16 protein-coding genes are annotated in these 14,234 nt (G+C 67.1%); 13 read left to right on the top strand and 3 right to left on the bottom strand.

All coding sequences use genetic code 11. The annotated features are described in order from the left end of the window. Positions 1-95: 95 nt before the first annotated feature. The 3 genes from SB816_RS04015 (at position 96) to SB816_RS04005 (ending at position 3,441) form a co-directional block, all read left to right on the top strand. Complete coding sequence (locus SB816_RS04015; protein WP_410546520.1) at positions 96-1,031, top strand: 3-hydroxyacyl-CoA dehydrogenase family protein; 936 nt, start codon at positions 96-98, stop codon at positions 1,029-1,031. A gap of 185 nt (positions 1,032-1,216) precedes the next feature. Then, a complete protein-coding gene (locus tag SB816_RS04010; RefSeq protein ID WP_049076597.1) occupies positions 1,217-2,557 on the top strand; it encodes a short-chain fatty acid transporter in 1,341 nt (446 codons plus the stop codon). 155 nt (positions 2,558-2,712) lie between these two features. Then, a complete protein-coding gene (locus SB816_RS04005; RefSeq protein WP_006391655.1) occupies positions 2,713-3,441 on the top strand; it encodes an SDR family NAD(P)-dependent oxidoreductase in 729 nt (242 codons plus the stop codon). 50 nt (positions 3,442-3,491) lie between these two features. Here SB816_RS04005 and SB816_RS04000 read toward each other — a convergent pair whose 3' ends face one another. Then, positions 3,492-4,274 (bottom strand): IclR family transcriptional regulator, encoded by a 783-nt coding sequence (locus SB816_RS04000; RefSeq protein WP_144655653.1) that lies wholly within the window; start codon positions 4,272-4,274, stop codon positions 3,492-3,494. 169 nt (positions 4,275-4,443) lie between these two features. On the opposite strand from SB816_RS04000, the gene SB816_RS03995 reads away from it, so the two are divergent. The 6 genes from SB816_RS03995 to SB816_RS03970 are packed head-to-tail and all read left to right on the top strand — an operon-like array spanning position 4,444 to position 8,292. After that, complete coding sequence (locus SB816_RS03995; protein WP_006390038.1) at positions 4,444-5,133, top strand: 3-oxoacid CoA-transferase subunit A; 690 nt, start codon at positions 4,444-4,446, stop codon at positions 5,131-5,133. Then, complete coding sequence (locus SB816_RS03990) at positions 5,130-5,774, top strand: 3-oxoacid CoA-transferase subunit B (RefSeq protein ID WP_020926099.1); 645 nt, start codon at positions 5,130-5,132, stop codon at positions 5,772-5,774. Before SB816_RS03995 ends, SB816_RS03990 begins: the two co-directional genes overlap by 4 nt. Positions 5,775-5,828: 54 nt before the next feature. Then, positions 5,829-6,104, top strand: coding sequence for a muconolactone Delta-isomerase (gene catC / locus SB816_RS03985; RefSeq protein ID WP_020926098.1), 276 nt, complete (start codon positions 5,829-5,831; stop codon positions 6,102-6,104). Between the two features lie 12 nt (positions 6,105-6,116). Beyond that, positions 6,117-6,413: a YciI family protein gene (locus tag SB816_RS03980; protein WP_006390035.1), complete on the top strand. Its 297-nt coding sequence runs from the start codon at positions 6,117-6,119 to the stop codon at positions 6,411-6,413. 55 nt (positions 6,414-6,468) lie between these two features. After that, complete coding sequence (pcaD, locus tag SB816_RS03975; protein WP_049076601.1) at positions 6,469-7,248, top strand: 3-oxoadipate enol-lactonase; 780 nt, start codon at positions 6,469-6,471, stop codon at positions 7,246-7,248. 3 nt (positions 7,249-7,251) lie between these two features. After that, positions 7,252-8,292, top strand: coding sequence for a cyclase family protein (locus SB816_RS03970; protein ID WP_144655654.1), 1,041 nt, complete (start codon positions 7,252-7,254; stop codon positions 8,290-8,292). Between the two features lie 182 nt (positions 8,293-8,474). Here SB816_RS03970 and SB816_RS03965 read toward each other — a convergent pair whose 3' ends face one another. Next, the gene (locus SB816_RS03965; RefSeq protein WP_054500489.1) at positions 8,475-8,846 is read right to left on the bottom strand and encodes a PsiF family protein; all 372 of its coding nucleotides are present in this window, start codon (positions 8,844-8,846) and stop codon (positions 8,475-8,477) included. A 468-nt stretch (positions 8,847-9,314) separates the two neighbouring features. Here SB816_RS03965 and SB816_RS03960 point away from each other — a divergent pair, with 468 nt between their 5' ends. Further along, the gene (locus SB816_RS03960; protein WP_049076613.1) at positions 9,315-9,650 is read left to right on the top strand and encodes an FxLYD domain-containing protein; all 336 of its coding nucleotides are present in this window, start codon (positions 9,315-9,317) and stop codon (positions 9,648-9,650) included. A 313-nt stretch (positions 9,651-9,963) separates the two neighbouring features. Then, complete coding sequence (locus tag SB816_RS03955) at positions 9,964-10,614, top strand: carbonic anhydrase (protein ID WP_049076615.1); 651 nt, start codon at positions 9,964-9,966, stop codon at positions 10,612-10,614. A 564-nt stretch (positions 10,615-11,178) separates the two neighbouring features. On the opposite strand, the gene SB816_RS03950 is transcribed toward SB816_RS03955, so the two are convergent. After that, positions 11,179-11,835, bottom strand: coding sequence for a GntR family transcriptional regulator (locus tag SB816_RS03950; protein WP_231133035.1), 657 nt, complete (start codon positions 11,833-11,835; stop codon positions 11,179-11,181). A gap of 226 nt (positions 11,836-12,061) precedes the next feature. Here SB816_RS03950 and SB816_RS03945 point away from each other — a divergent pair, with 226 nt between their 5' ends. Both SB816_RS03945 and SB816_RS03940 read left to right on the top strand, forming a co-directional pair. Beyond that, entirely contained in the window at positions 12,062-12,853 is a 792-nt protein-coding gene (locus SB816_RS03945) for an SDR family NAD(P)-dependent oxidoreductase (protein ID WP_049076620.1), read from the top strand. 92 nt (positions 12,854-12,945) lie between these two features. Beyond that, positions 12,946-14,157 carry an ABC transporter substrate-binding protein gene (locus tag SB816_RS03940; RefSeq protein WP_054500485.1) on the top strand — a complete coding sequence of 404 codons (1,212 nt, stop codon included), beginning with the start codon at positions 12,946-12,948 and terminating at the stop codon, positions 14,155-14,157. Positions 14,158-14,234 lie beyond the last annotated feature (77 nt).

The following is a 14,234-nucleotide window of genomic DNA, read 5'->3' as shown; positions in this document are numbered from 1 at the left end:
CGCACAGGAAGACACCGACGGAAGAGACAGATCGCAGTTCCCTGGTTCCGCCTGTGCCGCCCGCCGCGCGCGCCCTGTAAGGCAAGCGAACCCTCATGGATACTCCCCTGCAGAACCTGGCCGTCATCGGCGCTGGCGCCATGGGCAGCGGCATCGCCGCGCTCTTCGCCTCGAAGGGATTGGACGTGGTCCTGGTCGATCCGATGGAAGGCGCCCTGGATCGCGCCCGCGCCGTCATCGAACGCCAGTTGAACGTCTACGCCCCCGGCCAGGTCGCCGCCGTGATGCAACGCATCCGCATGGCGCCCGGCCTGGACGCGGCCGCCGCCTGTGACCTCGTCATCGAGGCGGTGCCCGAGAACCTGGAACTCAAGCGCGGCCTGTTCGCCCAGCTCGACACGCTGTGCAAGCCCGAAGCGATCTTCGCCACCAACACCTCGGGCCTGTCGATCAATGCCATCGCCAGTGCTGTCACGCGCCGCGACCGCTTCGTCGGCACGCACTTCTTCACCCCCGCCGACGTCATCCCGCTGGTCGAAGTGGTGCGCAACGACGCCACCTCGGAAGACACCGTGGCGCGCGTCATGGCGACGCTGCGCCTGGGCGGCAAGCGCCCGGTGCTGGTGCGCCAGGACATTCCCGGCTTCATCGCCAACCGCATCCAGCACGCCCTGGCGCGCGAGGCCATCTCGCTGCTGGAAAAGGGCGTGGCCAGCGCCGAGGACATCGACGAAGTGGTCAAGTGGAGCCTGGGCATCCGCCTGGCGCTGTCCGGTCCGCTGGAACAGCGCGACATGAACGGCATCGACGTCCACTACGCCATTGCCAGCTATCTCTACAAAGACCTGGAAAACCGCACCGAGCCGTCCGACCTGCTCAAGAGCAAGGTGGAAAACGGCCAGCTCGGCGCCAAGAGCGGCCAGGGTTTCTACGCCTGGAGCCCCGAGGGCCGCGAACAGGTGCTGCGCGAGAAAAGCGCGGCGCTGGGCGAGCTGGCCGCGTGGCTCAACGCCAAGGCCGGCGATTCCTGACGCGGCAAGCGCAAGACCGAATACCTACACCATAAGGCGCGCGGCGATCCCTCCGACGCGCCAGCGGGCCACGAGCCCAACCACACAAAGAAACCGACCGTCCCATCCGCCAAGCGCCAACATCCGGCGCACGGCGGCGCAAGACACAAGAGCAATACGCCTTACCGGAGTTCGTAGGAGGCACCATGAATAAATTGGCATCTTTTTTCACTGAGCTGATGCGCAAGTATCTGCCCGATCCCTTTGTCTTCGCGATCGCGCTGACCCTGCTCACCGTGCTGCTGGCCATGGGCATCGAAGGCCAGGGCATCGGCGACGTGACCCGCGCCTGGGGCAAGGGCTTCTGGAGCCTGCTGGCGTTCACCACCCAGATGGCCGTGATCCTGGCCATGGGCTACGTGCTGGCCACCGCGCCGCTGACCGACCGCCTGCTCAACCGCATCGTCAGCCACGTGCACAAGCCGCACACCGCCATCATCGTCGCCACCCTGGTGGGCGGCATCGGCAGCTACCTGAACTGGGGCTTCGGCCTGGTCATCGGCGGCATCGTCGCCAAGAAGCTGGCGCTGAAGGTCAAGGGCGTGCACTACCCGCTGATCATCGCCGCGGCCTACAGCGGTTTCACCATGTACGGCCTGGGCCTGTCGGCCAGCATCCCCGTGCTGGTGGCCACCCCCGGCCACCCGACCGCCAAGCAGATGGGCATCATCCCGCTGACGGAAACCATCTTCTCGGTGCCGATGCTGATCACCAGCCTGGTGATCATCGTGACGCTGCCGCTGCTGAACGCCTGGCTGCACCCGAAGAAGGGCGAGAAGATCGTCGAAGTGGATCCGGCCATCGACCGCGACGCCAACGCGTCCAATGCGGCCGAAGACATGCTGGAGAAAGGCACCCTCGCCTCCAAGCTGAACAACAGCCGCATCCTCAGCCTGCTGATCGGCGCGCTCGGCGTGGCCTACGTCGCCTTTCACTTCATCGACGGCGGCTCGCTCGACCTGAACCTGATCAACTTCATCATCCTGTTCCTGGGCATCATCCTGCTGGGCACGCCGGCCGCCTACGTGGCCAAGCTGACCGAAGGCATCAAGACGATCTCGGGCATCATCCTGCAATACCCGTTCTACGCCGGCATCATGGCCATCATGGCCGCCTCGGGCCTGGTGACCACCATCTCCAAGGTGTTCGTGGACGTCGCCACGCCGGCCTCGCTGCCGTTCTGGGGCCTGATCAGCTCGTTCGTCATCAACTTCTTCGCGCCCTCGGCCGGCGGCCACTGGGTCATCCAGGGCCCGTTCATGATCGACGCCGCCCGCGAGATCGGCAGCGCGCTCAACCAGACCACCATGGCCGTGATGCTGGGCAACGCCTGGAACGACCTGGTGCAGCCCTTCTGGATCCTGCCGGCGCTGGCGCTGTCCAAGCTCAAGCTGCGCGACGTGATGGGCTATACGGTCATCATGATGCTGTGGGTCGGCGTGATCCACATCACCGCCGTCCTGGCCTGGGGCTATCTGACGCATTAAGCCCCCCCGTACGCGCTTGCGCGCGCCCCCCAGGGGGCGACACCTGCAGACCGGCAGAGCCGGATCTGGCGGTGTCCTCGCTGGGGAGGCAGATGGAATGTTGAGAGGCGGTGTTCTTGAGGACGTCGCGATTGAGAACTGAATTGGGAGCTGAGATGAGCAAACCTACCGCGTATCTGGTGACCGGCGGCAGCGCCGGGATCGGCGCCGCCATCATCCGCATGCTGCTGGATGCCGGGCACAAGGTCGTCAACATCGACTACCGCCTGCCCGAGCATCCGCCGGCCGGGCTGGTGTCGTACCAGGCCGACCTGACCGACGAGGCGCGCACCAAGGAAGTGGCCGCCGAAGTGACCGCGGCCTACGACATCGTCGGCCTGGTCAACAACGCCGGCGCCACGCGTCCCGGCACCGCCGACACGGCCACGCTGGCCGACCTGGACTACGTGGTCAACCTGCATCTGCGCACCGCGCTGATCCTGGTGCAGGCCGCGCTGCCGGCGATGCGCGCGGCCGGCTTCGGCCGCATCGTCAACATGTCGTCGCGCGCCGCGCTGGGCAAGCCGGACCGCGTGGTCTATTCGGCCACCAAGGCCGGCCTGGTCGGCCTGACGCGCACGCTGGCGATGGAACTGGGCGGCGACGGCATCACCGTCAACGCCATCGGCCCCGGCCCCATCGCCACCGACCTGTTCACCAAGAGCAATCCGGCCGGCGCGCCGCAGACCGAACGCATCATCAACAGCATCGTGGTCAAGCGCCTGGGCACGCCCGAGGACGTGGCGCGCGCCGCCATGTTCTTCCTGTCGCCCGACAACGGCTTCGTCACCGGCCAGATGCTGTATGTCTGCGGCGGCACGACGCTGGGCGTCGCCCCGATCTGAGACCGGCCGCCATGTCCGCCCGCCTGCCCGACTCCGCCCGCCCGCGCCGCCTAGCGGCGCAGCAGCGCGTGGTTGATCTGGTCGGCGGCGTGGCGCAGCGGCGGCAGGAAGGTCGCCAGCATTTCCTCGCGCGAGAAGCGGTTGGCATGGCCGCTGACGTTCATGGCGGCGATCACGCGGCCGCTGCGGTCGACGATCGGCACCGCCACGGATTGCAGGCCCGGTTCCAGTTCCTGCGCCACGCAGGCGTAGCCGTCGGCGCGCACACCGGCCAGGATGGCCTTGAGCGCGCCGATGTCGGTCACGGTGTCCTTGGTGTAGGCCTGGATCTGGCTCATGGCCAGCACCCGGTCCAGTTCGGCCGCGGGCAGGCCCGCCAGCAGCACGCGGCCCATCGACGTCACCCAGGCCGGCAGGCGGCTGCCCACGGCCAGGTTGATGGTCATGACCTTGTGCGTCGACAGACGCAGGATGTAGACGATGTCGGCGCCCTCCAGCACCGACACCGAGCACGACTCGCGCGTCAGCTCGGCCACTTCTTCCATGTAGGGCAGCGCCAGGTTCCACAGCGGCGTGCCCGACAGGTAGGCGTAGCCCAGTTCGAGGATGCGCGGGGTCAGCGCGAACTTGCGGTCCTCGACCGTGACGTAGCCCAGGTGCTCCAGCGTCAGCAGGATGCGACGCGCGCCGGCGCGGGTCAGGCCGGTCACGGCCGCGACCTCGGACAGCGTCATCTGGGAACGATCCGGGCCGAACGCCCGGATCACGGACAGGCCGCGCGCAAAAGATTGAACGTAGCTGTCGCTGGGTTGCTGGGTTGCTTGCTCGGCCATCCGTCTACCGCGAGAAAAAACGTTGCCGCTGCCGGCAACCCTGGACGGGGAGGATCGGGCCGCGCCGGCTTGCCTTGACGGTCGACCATCCCCATGAAACGATGTTCTTCAGAAGAACGAAAGTTCTAATTAAGAACAAATTATGACACGCCACCTATGAGCGAACACCATGATTTCTAAGCTTGTTGCAAGCGCGGCGGCCGCCCTCGCCGACGTCCCCGACGGCGCCACCGTCATGATCGGCGGCTTCGGCACCGCCGGCCAGCCCATGGAACTGATCGACGCCCTGCTCGAGCAAGGCGCCAAGGACCTGGTCATCATCAACAACAACGCCGGCAACGGCACCACCGGCCTGGCCGCCCTGCTGGGCGCCAACCGCGTGCGCAAGATCATCTGCTCGTTCCCGCGCCAGGTGGACTCGCAGATCTTCGACGGCCTGTACCGCAGCGGCAAGATCGAGCTCGAACTGGTGCCCCAGGGCAACCTGGCCGAGCGCATCCGCGCCGCCGGCGCCGGCATCGGCGCGTTCTACTCGCCCACCGGCTACGGCACCCCGCTGGCCGACGGCAAGGAAACCCGCGAGATCAACGGCCGCCAATACGTGCTGGAATATCCGCTGCACGCCGACTACGCGCTCATCAAGGCCGAGCGCGGCGACCGCTGGGGCAACCTGGTGTATCGCAAGACGGCGCGCAACTTCGGCCCCATCATGGCCAGCGCGGCGCGCGTGGCCGTGGCGCAGGTGCGTGAAGTCGTCGAACTGGGCGCACTCGACCCGGAAACCGTCGTCACCCCCGGCATCTTCGTGCAGCGCGTCGTGCAGATCGACGCCGCCCAGGCCGCCAAGGAGCAGCAATGAGCACCAAACTGACCCGCGACCAGATCGCCGCCCGCGTCGCCCAGGACATTCCTGAGGGCGCCTACGTCAACCTCGGCATCGGCCTGCCCACGCTGGTGGCCAACCACCTGCCGGCCGACCGCGAAGTCATCCTGCACACCGAGAACGGCATGCTGGGCATGGGCCCCGCGCCGGCCAAGGGCGAGGAAGACTACGACCTGATCAACGCCGGCAAGCAGCCCGTCACCGAACTGCCCGGCTGCTCGTTCTTCCATCACGCCGACTCGTTCGCGATGATGCGCGGCGGCCACCTGGACATCTGCGTGCTGGGCGCCTTCCAGGTGTCGCAGCACGGCGACCTGGCCAACTGGCACACCGGCGCGCCCGACGCCATCCCCGCCGTGGGCGGCGCGATGGACCTGGCCATCGGCGCCAAGGACGTCTTCGTCATGATGGAACTGCAGACCCGCGAAGGCCAGAGCAAGCTGGTCGACGCCTGCACCTATCCGCTGACCGGCGTGCGCTGCGTGTCGCGCGTGTACACCGACGTGGCCGTGTTCGACATCCGCGCCGACGGCGTCACGGTGATCGACATGTTCGGCGAAACCACCGCCGACGAACTGCTGCGCCTGACCGGCCTGCCGCTGAAGTTTTCCAACTGATCATTCCCCCCGCGCCCCGGCAACGCCGGGGCCGATTTCCTGGAGACACTCATCATGTTGTTCATGGTTCAAATGCAGGTCAACCTGCCCGTCGACATGCCGGCCGCCCAGGCCGACAAGCTCAAGGCCGACGAAAAGGCCCTGGCGCAGCAACTGCAACGCGACGGCAAGTGGAAGAGCCTGTGGCGCGTCGTCGGCCGCTACGCCAACGTCAGCATCTTCGACGTGCAGGACAACGACGAGCTGCACGCGCTGCTGTCGTCGCTGCCGCTGTTCCCCTACATGGACATCCAGGTGACGGCGCTGGCGCGCCATCCCTCGGCGATCTGAACGGAGCCGCCCATGCCCTACATCATCGAAACCTTCGACAAGCCCGACCACCAGGCCGTGCGCCAGCAGCATCGCGCCGCGCACCTGGAATACCTGGACGCCAACAAGCATCTGCTGCTGGCCTGCGGCGCCAAGCTGCAGGATGACGGCAAGGACCTGGGCGGCGGCCTGTACATCGTCGACCTGGACACGCGCGAGGCCGCGCAGCAATTCATCGACGCCGATCCGTTCGCCCAGGCGCAGTTGTTCCAGCGCGTGACCATCACGCGCTGGCGCAAGGCCTACGTCGACGGCACCTGCTATCTGTAATCGCCACGCGGCCGCCTCCGGGTGGCCGCGCTTTCATTCCCCGAGGATTTTCCGCATGTCTTACGCCGATCTCAGCCAGGCACGGCTGTTCTACGTCATCGATGGCCCCGCCGACGCGCCGGTGCTGGTGCTCTCCAATTCGCTGGGCACCAACGCCGACATGTGGGCGCGCCAGGTTCCCGCGCTGAGCAAGCACTTTCGCGTGCTGCGCTACGACACCCGCGGCCACGGCAAGTCCTCGGTCCCCGACGGCGAATACACGTTCGCGCAACTGGGCAACGACGTCGCCGAACTGCTGGCGCACCTGAACATCGAACGCGCCCACTTCTGCGGCCTGTCGATGGGCGGCCCCACCGGCCTGTGGCTGGCGCTGAACCGGCCCGAGCTGATCGGCAAGCTGATCCTGTGCAATACCGCCGCGCGCATCGGCTCGGCCGAAGGCTGGAGCGCCCGCATCGCCGCCGTGGCCGAACAGACGCTGGAAAAGATGGCCCCGACCCTGGTCGAGCGCTGGCTCACCGACGGCTACCGCGCCGCCGAGCCGGGCCTGTCGCAAGTGCTGGTCGATATGCTGCGCCGCACCCCCGACGCCGGCTACTCGGGCAACTGCGCCGCGCTGCGCGACGCCGACTTCCGCGAACAGGTGTCGGCCATCAAGGCGCCGACGCTGGTCATCAGCAGCACCCACGACCTGGCCGCCACGCCCGCGCAGGGCCAGGAACTGGCCGCCGCCATCAGCGGCGCGCGCTACCTCGAACTGAACACCTCCCACATCTCCAACTGGGAACAACCGGAAGCCTTCACCCGCGCGGTGGTCGACTTCCTCGCGGAGTAAGCCATGCAGCGCTGGACCCATCGGCCCGAAGGCTCCAACTGGGGCGACTTCGGACCCGACGACCAACTCGGCCGCCTCAATCTCATCACCGAAGAACAGGTCCTGAAAGGCGCGCGTGAAATCCGCGCCGGCAAGACCTTCTGCCTGTCGCTGCCGCTGGACCTGCCCGGCGGCAACGTGCTCAACCCGCGGCGCCATCCGCCGCAGTTGAGCCCGACCCGGCTGGCCGACACGCCCTACCTGAACTTCCCGCTGCGCAACGTCAACCCGGACGCGGTCGACGTGCTGAGCGACGACCAGGTGCTGCTGTCGATGCAGTACTCGACGCAATGGGACGCGCTGGCGCACGTCGGCGCGCTGTTCGACGCCGACGGCGACGGCCAGCCCGAGCTGCGCTACTACAACGGCTTCCAGGCCGGCGTCGACGTCATCGGCCCGGCCGATGGCGACCACACCGGCTGCGGCTGCAACAGCGGCGGCCCCTCGGCCGCGCTGAAGCTGGGCGTCGAAAACCTGGCGCAGAAAGGCATGCAGGGCCGCGGCGTGCTGCTGGACCTGGCGCGCCACTACGGCCCCGGCCGCACCCTGGTCGGCCACGCCGAGATCCAGCACGTGCTCAAGACGGACGGCATCGAGATCGAGCCCGGCGACATGCTGGTGCTACGCACCGGCTACGCCGAAGCCGTGGTCGCCATGGCCGGCAAGCCCGACGCCGAAGTGCTGCACACCTACGGCGCCGCGCTCGACGGCACTGACGCCGCGCTGCTGCAGTGGATCACCGACAGCGGCATCGCCGCCATCTGCGCCGACAACTACGCCGTGGAAGCCTATCCCGCGCGCGAGAAAACCGGCCCGCGCGCCATGCTGCCGCTGCACCATCACTGCCTGTTCAAGCTGGGCCTGCCGCTGGCCGAGCTGTGGTACCTGAAGGATCTGGCCGACTGGCTGCATGCCAACGGCCGCCACCGCTTCATGCTGACCGCCCCGCCGCTGCGCCTGCCGCACGCGATCGGCTCGCCGGTCACGCCGATCGCGACGGTGTAGGCGACGCGCCTCGGGTCGCGCCGGGCGCGGCCGGGAGGCCCGCCTGGCAGGCAGGGCCGTCCACGACCGTGCCGCGATCCTGGCCCACGGCAACCGATCACGCCCTGCTTGCGACGCGCAGAAAAAAGCGCCGGTCCGTTCAACGGCCGGCGCTTTTCACCTGCGCGGAATCCACGCCGCGTTCAGCCTTTCAGGCAGGTGCTCATGAAGGTCTTGCGCTTGTCGCCGGTCAGCTTCTGTTCGCCGGCCTTGGCGTTGCAATCCTTCATCTTCTGCTGCTGCGGCGTCAACTGCTTGGCGGGCGGCGGCGCCTCGCCCTTCAGGCAGGCGCTCATGTACGTCTTGCGCTCGTCGCCCTTCTTGCCTTCGGCCGACTTGTTGCAATCGGCCATGCGCTGCTGCTGCGGGGTCGGCGTCTTGGCTGCCGGCGTGGCGGCGGGCGCGGGGGTCTTGGCGGGCGCGGGCGTGGCGGCCGGCGTCTGGGCGTGGACGGCGCCCAGGAAGCAGGCGGACAACACGATGGCCGAAGCCAATTGGCTAGTACGAGAAAGCATGAGTTCCTCCCTTGATCGCCCGCCGGCGCCAATCTGGCGCGCGCCCGGGCCGCAAGATCCGCCGGCCAAGTTGCCGGCGTGGTCATCATCGGACAAAGCCGCATGCTCCGCAAGCGCCGAAAGGACAACAAATGCTAACGCCGCCGCGATCATTCAGCTTGCGGAAAGGTGGCGCCAGGCAGTTCCGGCGAAGGCCACTTTTCCTCCGAAAACCGTGCGCCCCCCACCCGCGCCATCGCGCCGAGATTCCACCCAAATCGCCTGAAACGCCCACAAGTTGGAGACATTCCGATGCACTTGTGGCATCCAGGGCGGAATCTGCGGCTATCCCCAGCAACCTGTTACCCATTCATCCCTTTGGGCCGTTGTGCCCGGGTCGGGAAAGGTGTGAGATAGACGCATGCCCTGACACGCGACGCCAAAGACCGCGACAGGGACGCCCCGCCAGCCGGGCAACAGGAGACCGCCATGAAATCCGCCCTCGCCATCCTCGCATTGCTGGCCGGCCTGACCGGCGCCGCCAACGCGCAAAGCCTGTACGGCGTCACGCTCGGCAATATCCAGGCCGTCCGCGACACCAACGAAAACCAGTCCACCATCACCGGCTTGCTCGCCAACCAGTCCAGCCGCGCCGTCAACTACGTGATGCTGACTTTCGTCCTCTACGACGACCAGGGCCGCGAGATCGGCCGGGTGCGCGATGACGACATCGGCCCCCTGGCGCCGGGCCAGATCAAGACCATCCGCGCCATCACGCCGCTCCGATTCGCGAAGGTCACCGCCCTGGACATCCGCGCCCGATGAATGGTTGGCCCCCACGCTGCGCGCTGCGCGCTTGCTGCCCCCCGAGGGGGCTGTCCGGCCTTCGGGCGGCCGGGCGGCCGGACGGCTTTTCTTGCGCGACGGACGTGCGCTTTCCACGCTGCGCTTACTTGCCCAACGGATTGCTCCGGCAAAAAAACCCTTATCTGGATAGGGTTTAGTCAAGCCGGCGTCAGGCCAATTGTGGGAAAATTCCGCAGCCGACTCGACAAAAGGGGCTTCCACACGAAGCCCCTTGTTGCGTCTGCCGGCACGCCGGCATGCCCGGCCTCGTTACCAAGGAAGTGAAAAGATCATGTTTCCCAAAAGACTCACCGAAGGCTATCAGTCCTTTCTCGCCGGCCGTTTCCATTCCGAACGCAGCCGCTACGAAAAGCTGGCCGAAACTGGGCAAAGCCCGGAAATCCTGATCATCGGCTGTTGCGACTCGCGCGTCTCGCCCGAAGCGATCTTCGACGCCGGCCCCGGCGAAATGTTCGTCGTGCGCAACGTCGCCAACCTGGTCCCGCCCTGTGATCCCGATTCCGAGTCCTCGTACCACGGCACCAGCGCCGCGATCGAGTTCGCCGTCAACGGCCTGAACGTCAAACACATCGTCGTCCTCGGCCACGCCTCCTGCGGCGGCATCCGCGCCTTCTTCGACGACGCCAAGCCGCTCACCAAGGGCGACTTCATCGGCAAGTGGATGTCCCAGATCGCGCCCGTCGCCGAAGAACTCGGCCCCGGCGGCGACGACCGCGCCGCCAACCTCAAGCGCCTCGAACTCGCCGTCATCGGCCACAGCCTGAACAACCTGATGACCTTCCCCTCCATCCGCCGCCGCGTCGAAAGCGGCGACCTGGAGCTGCACGGCACCTACTTCGGCGTCGCCACCGGCGTCCTGTTCCTGCGCGACCCCGCCACCGGCGAATTCAGTCCCTGCCTGGAAACCGGCCTGCCCGGCTGATCGCTCCGCGAACGCGGCGGCTCGGCCGCCGCGCGCAGGCAGCGCCGCCACATCCGTCACAAATAGCGCAGCGCAAGCCGGCCGCCGGCGTGCAGGCATGCGTCGCATCCGCGCCATGCAACCGCGACAAGCGCGCCACTCACGCGCCCCAATCGCCCCTGGCCATCACAGCGCAGCCACAACATCACGGCCAACGCAGCGCCACCCCGAGCGCGCAGCGTCATCCCGCCGACGCAACACACCCAAACGCCAAAGAAGGCCGCCCGCGCGGCCGCCTTTGGCGCCCCCGCAAGACCTTCCCTTACCCCCGATCGCTGGCAAAAACGCCAAGCAAACAACTAGCCCCCACGGCCCCCGTTAAGTCTCATCGCGAGCGGGTGACGGGGCAGGCGGGGGATGGCGGGGCGTGTAGATGCGCCCGAGGGAATCTGAAGGGAAGGCCGCAGGCCTGGACGAAGATGACGAAGGGGGAGTCCGGAGCGAACGCTCCGGACCGCAATCGTAGCCCCGCCATCCCCCGCCTGCCCCGTCACCCGCGGCTAAAGAACCCAACCGCCAGCCCCCTTAGACCCGATAGGCCTGCGCCAACCTCTCATAATTACTCTTGAGAATGATCCCCGCATAGTAGACATGCTCCCGCATCAGATCCTCAGCCCGCGCCCCATCCCGCGCAATAATGGCATTGACGATCCGATGATGATCATCATGCGACCGCAGAATGATCCCATGATCCTCCCACAGGATGATCCGATCCGACGCATACGGAATCGCCTGCGCCTGCGTCGCGAACCGCTTCACCCACGGATTGCCCGCCGCCTCCAGGATCCCGTTGTGCAAGGTGATGTTGACCTGCTGGTACGGCAGATGATCCTCCGCCAGCAGCACGCCCTTGCCGAGAATGCGATCGCCTTCGTCCAGGCAGTTCTTCAGCACCGCCACGGCGTCATTCGATAAACCGCGCAGTGCCGCCTGCCGACAGGCCAGGCCCTCGAGCGCCGCGCGCACCTCATAGGCCGCCACGATCTCGGCCAGGTCATAGGCCCGCACGGTGTAGCCGCGCTTGGGCAGGTGCTCCAGCAACCCCTCGTTGCCCAGCGTCGCCAGGGCCGCCCGCACCGGCGTGCGCGACACCCCCAGTTTCTCGGCCAGCGGGATTTCCTCCAGGCGGGCCCCGGGGCTGAACTTGCCATGCAGCACCCAGTCCCGCAGCGTATCGGTCACGTGTTGAGATAGCGTATCCATGCCTGCATTGTATACATGAAGAATACATGCGACACCGCCCCTTACCACCGCGCTAGGGCTTTCCCCAATGAGAACAATCAAATCCCATCGGTAGATGCGGGAAACCCCCTATACCTGCCATCCCATCATGTATACATAATCGCCAAAAATTCAGATCAGCGGGCGCCCCTCCCAAGGCAGGCGAATCCGCCTCACAGGAGACAGCATGTCCAATGTATCCACGCCGGCCGCGGGCCCGGCCCCGCGGCTCGCGCTCGTCACCGGCGGCGGCGGCGGCATCGGCGCCACCATCTGCCAGGAGCTGGCCCGCGCCGGCTACCGCGTGGTGGTGTCGGACGTGGACGCCCAGCGCGCCCGTCGCGTGGCCGACGAACTCGGCGCGCCGCACAGCGCCCATGCCTTCGACGTCAGCGACGAAAGCGCCGTCGAAACGGCGTTCGACCAGATCGAAAAGACTCACGGCCCCATCGCCGTGCTGGTCAGCGCCGCCGGCCTGCTGCTGTTCCAGGCCAACGGCGAACGCCCGCTGATCAAGGACACCACGCTCGACATCTGGGAACGCAGCTTCGCCGTCAACGCGCGCGGCGTGTTCCTGTGCGGCCGCGCCTACCTGCGCCGGCGCGAAGCCGCGCCGCTCCAGCATGGCCGCATCGTCACCTTCACCTCGGTCGCCGCGCAGTTGGGCGGCTATCGCTCCAGCGCCTCGTACATCGCCGCCAAATCCGCCGTGCTGGGCCTGACCAAGGCCATGGCGCGCGAATCCGCGCACCTGGGCATCACCGTCAACGGCATCGCGCCGGGGCTGATCGACACCGACATGCTGCGCAGCACCGTCACCAGCAGCGGCGCGCTCGCGGCGGCCGCCCAGGCGATTCCGCTGGGCCGCATCGGCACGGTGGACGACGTCGCCGCCGCGGTGCGTTTCCTGGCCTCGGAAGAAGCGGGCTACATCACCGGCAGCGTCATCGACGTCAACGGCGGCTACCGCATGCAGTGAACCCTGTGCAATGAACCCAATCCGGCGGCTTCGCCGCCAAGCAGCAACGCGCCATGGATAAAGGCGCGCACTCAAAAAACGGGAGACAAACCATGAAGCCCCTTCGCCGCCACGCGGCCGCCGCGCTATGCGCCCTTGCCCTGGGCGCCTCCGCCCAGGCCCAGCAGGAACCCGGCATCACCGACAAGACCATCCGCATCGGCCTGTTCGCGCCCCTCTCGGGCAGCGGCATGGCCTATGGCTTTGACGTGCTGAACGCCGCCAAGATGTGGTACGCCAAGGTCAACAAGGAAGGCGGCGTCCACGGCCGCCAGATCGAACTGGTGATCGAGGACGACCGCTGCAACGCCAACGACCTGGTGGCGGCGGTCAAGAAGCTGACCGAGCAGGACAAGGTGTTCCTGCTGAACGGCGGCTCATGCTCGGCCGCCGTGGTGGCCGCGCGCGAATACGTCGAGCGCGAGAAGGTGCCGCTGGTCATGCTCAACGCCTCGGGCGACGGCGCGCTGTATCCGCCGTCCAAATACATCTACGGCGCGTTCTCGATCTCGCAGCACGCCGTGGGCGGCTCGATGGTGCAGTTCGCCAACGAGCACCTGAAGGCCGCCAAGATCGGCTACATCAACCATGACGACGCCTACGGCGGCTGGAACCTGGAAGCCGCGCAGGCCCAGGCCAAGCAGTTGGGCAACGTGAACCTGCAGGTGCAATCGGTCAATCCCAACATCACCGACGTCACCGCGCCGATGCTCAAGATCCGCGCCGCCAACCCGGACGTGCTGCTGCTGACGACCTATGCCCGCCCCGCCGCGCTGATCATCAAGAAGGCGCAGGAACTGGGCTGGAACAAGCCCATCGTGCTGGCCGTCAACGGCACCGCCGACCTGAAGCAACTGGTGGAGAACGTCGGCAACAAGGACGCCTTCAAGAATGTCTACATCCAGGAAGTGCTGAGCGACATGCCCGGCGGTCCCAAGCTGACCTGGGTCTACGACATGTACAAGCAGGCCTATCCGGACCTGGCCGCCAAGCCCGGCCATCCGCAGACCTACATGCCCTACGGCCTGCCGCCGGCGATGGCGGTGGTCAATGCGCTCAAGGCCGCCGGCCCGCAGCCCACCCGCGAGAAGGTGCTGGCCGCGCTGGAGACCATGAAGTTCGATTCCGGCGTCATGGCCGGCCCGATCGAGTTCGGCCCGAACGACCGCGCCGCGCAGGAAGCGGCCATCTACATCAAGTTCGACGGCACCAGCATGTCGCTCGTGCCGGGCGCCTTCAAGAGCGTCTGGCAGTACCAACCGTAACCGCCGCCACAGGCCGGTGTGCTGTCCCGTAGATACGTGCGCACGACGTGCGGGCGCATCTGCGGGACAGCGCACCC

Origin of the sequence: Achromobacter sp. SIMBA_011, from assembly GCF_046535435.1 — a bacterium.
GTDB lineage: Bacteria > Pseudomonadota > Gammaproteobacteria > Burkholderiales > Burkholderiaceae_B > Achromobacter > Achromobacter dolens.
Note: the sequence above shows the minus strand (reverse complement) of the source record. Positions and strands in the feature narration are given on the sequence as shown.

Excerpts from the sequence above, each read along its gene's own strand:
- SB816_RS04010 (WP_049076597.1), top strand. The coding sequence starts at position 1,217 with ATGAATAAATTGGCATCTTTTTTCACTGAGCTGATGCGCAAGTATCTG.
- SB816_RS04000 (WP_144655653.1), bottom strand. The coding sequence starts at position 4,274 with ATGGCCGAGCAAGCAACCCAGCAACCCAGCGACAGCTACGTTCAATCT.
- pcaD (WP_049076601.1), top strand. The coding sequence starts at position 6,469 with ATGTCTTACGCCGATCTCAGCCAGGCACGGCTGTTCTACGTCATCGAT.
- SB816_RS03940 (WP_054500485.1), top strand. The coding sequence starts at position 12,946 with ATGAAGCCCCTTCGCCGCCACGCGGCCGCCGCGCTATGCGCCCTTGCC.
- SB816_RS03945 (WP_049076620.1), top strand. The coding sequence starts at position 12,062 with ATGTCCAATGTATCCACGCCGGCCGCGGGCCCGGCCCCGCGGCTCGCG.
- SB816_RS03965 (WP_054500489.1), bottom strand. The coding sequence starts at position 8,846 with ATGCTTTCTCGTACTAGCCAATTGGCTTCGGCCATCGTGTTGTCCGCC.
- SB816_RS04015 (WP_410546520.1), top strand. The coding sequence starts at position 96 with ATGGATACTCCCCTGCAGAACCTGGCCGTCATCGGCGCTGGCGCCATG.
- SB816_RS03955 (WP_049076615.1), top strand. The coding sequence starts at position 9,964 with ATGTTTCCCAAAAGACTCACCGAAGGCTATCAGTCCTTTCTCGCCGGC.
- catC (WP_020926098.1), top strand. The coding sequence starts at position 5,829 with ATGTTGTTCATGGTTCAAATGCAGGTCAACCTGCCCGTCGACATGCCG.
- SB816_RS03970 (WP_144655654.1), top strand. The coding sequence starts at position 7,252 with ATGCAGCGCTGGACCCATCGGCCCGAAGGCTCCAACTGGGGCGACTTC.
- SB816_RS03990 (WP_020926099.1), top strand. The coding sequence starts at position 5,130 with ATGAGCACCAAACTGACCCGCGACCAGATCGCCGCCCGCGTCGCCCAG.
- SB816_RS04005 (WP_006391655.1), top strand. The coding sequence starts at position 2,713 with ATGAGCAAACCTACCGCGTATCTGGTGACCGGCGGCAGCGCCGGGATC.
- SB816_RS03995 (WP_006390038.1), top strand. The coding sequence starts at position 4,444 with ATGATTTCTAAGCTTGTTGCAAGCGCGGCGGCCGCCCTCGCCGACGTC.
- SB816_RS03980 (WP_006390035.1), top strand. The coding sequence starts at position 6,117 with ATGCCCTACATCATCGAAACCTTCGACAAGCCCGACCACCAGGCCGTG.
- SB816_RS03960 (WP_049076613.1), top strand. The coding sequence starts at position 9,315 with ATGAAATCCGCCCTCGCCATCCTCGCATTGCTGGCCGGCCTGACCGGC.